The organism is Mesorhizobium sp. ArgA1 (assembly GCF_053714375.1).
In genome coordinates, this window is the sequence record NZ_JBSKBQ010000084.1 from 1 (window position 1) to 1,770 (window position 1,770).

Sequence of the window (1,770 nt, forward strand, 5' to 3'; positions counted from 1 at the left end):
ATCCGCCCGGACGCGCCCGTTTGAGCCACCGTCGTTGAAGGCGGCGGCGTCAACGTGCATGGAAATGAGCGCTTACCCCCATCTGGCGCTCGTACGCGCGCTGAGCAAGGCTCGCAGCCTCGGATCAACAGAGGCTGCAAATTCCATGGATGGATACAGGCATGATGCCGGCACTTACCGGCGTATCGAGGTAATCACCGGCGATCGGCGAAGGCGCGATTGGAGCGCCGAGGAGAAGGCACGGATTGTTGCCGAGAGTGCGGATCCGGATGTGAGCGTCTCCGAGGTAGCGCGCCGCAACGGGGTGCACCGGGGTTTGCTTTCGGTGTGGCGGCGCCAGGCACGTGAGGCGCTGCGCGGCGCGCCGATGTTTGCGCAGGTGCGGGTGGAACGCGTTTCCGCTGGCTCGATGGTCGGCGGGCAGGAGGGTAATGCGTCGTCGAGCGACAGGATCGAAATCGAGATTGGGGACGCGCGGGTGCGGGTACCTCAGGGTGCAGATGCCGCGACGCTTCGGATTATCGTTTCGGCACTGAGGTCGACACGGTGATCGCGTTCGGATCGGACACGCGCGTGTTTGTGGCGACGGAGCCAGTCGACTTCCGCAGGGGTGTGCACGGCTTGGTCGCATTGGTCTCGGAGGGACTGGCGGGCAATCCATACGGTGGGGACGTCTTCGTCTTCAGGTCGAAACGCGCAGACAAATTGCGATTTCTGATTTTTGATGGCAGTGGGATGATTTTGGCGACGAAATGGCTGGAGGAAGGGCGTTTTACCTGGCCGCCGATCCAGGCAGGAACGATGCGGTTGACGGCGACGCAATTTGCGATGCTGTTCGAGGGCCTGAGCGAATGGCGCCAGGTTGAGCCGCGCGCAGTTAAGCGGCCAACAATTGTTGCCTGAGGTGTCTGATTTTGCTGGTTATTTTGGGGTGATTTGGTTAGCTTGCCTCATGCCCTTCCGGCCCGAAGACCTTTCTCGAGATCCAGCTGTGCTCACCGAAATGGCGCTTGCCTTGCAGGGTGAGAACGACGCTCTTCGCGCGGAAATCTCGATGCTGAAAACGCTGATTTTTGGGACGCGCTCAGAGCGCGCGGTGGTGATATATGCCAAGCAACTGGCGCTTGGCCTGGGAGGCGAGGAGGCTGTTGCGTCGACTGCGGCCAACGACGATACGGCGCCGGGCACGGCGGGGAGGAAGCGCACAAAGGCCCGGCGCAACATTGGAGCACTACCCGCGCATCTGCCCCGCCACGAGCAGGTGATTGAACCATCCTCGACGCTGTGCCCATGCTGCACGGCGCAAATGCGTCGGATCGGAGAGGACGTCGCCGAAGCACTTGACCGGGTTCCTGCGCTATTGCGCGTGTTGCGGACAATCCGCCCCAAATACGCTTGCCGAGCTTGTGAGGAAGCGGTCGTCCAGGCGAAAGCACCGGCTCGGCTCATCGAGGGCGGCATGGTGACCACGGCCCTGGTCGCGCATATCGCCGCGGCGAAATACGCTTGGCAGTCGACGCTCTATCGTCAATCCCAGATACTGGCGGGCTGGGGCGTGGAGGTTGATCGGCAGACGCTTTCGCGCTGGATGAAGAGTGCCGCGCAGATGGCCAAGGGCCTCTATGAACTGCAGCTGAAGACGATGCATGGCTTTGCGCGGCTGTTCTGCGACGAAACGCCGATGCCGGTGCTTGATCCAGGCCGGGGTCGAACACGGACCTGCCAGTTCTGGGCGCATGCGACGGACGACCGACCCTGGAAGGGGCCCGC

The 1,770-nt window shown here is 62.5% G+C and carries 2 protein-coding genes and 1 pseudogene; all 3 read left to right on the plus strand.

All coding sequences use genetic code 11. The features are described 5' to 3' along the window. Positions 1 to 550 (plus strand): IS66-like element accessory protein TnpA (gene tnpA / locus ACWGTI_RS32365; RefSeq protein ID WP_454590643.1); only part of this gene is annotated, 550 nt, incomplete at its 5' end. After that, positions 547 to 799 (plus strand): annotated as a pseudogene (gene tnpB, locus ACWGTI_RS32370) (IS66 family insertion sequence element accessory protein TnpB); the annotation flags it as partial. The gene tnpA and the pseudogene tnpB, both read left to right, overlap by 4 nt. A 63-nt stretch (positions 800 to 862) precedes the next feature. Then, positions 863 to 1,770, plus strand: a 908-nt coding sequence (locus tag ACWGTI_RS32375) for a transposase (protein WP_454590644.1), incomplete at its 3' end; no start/stop codon positions are given.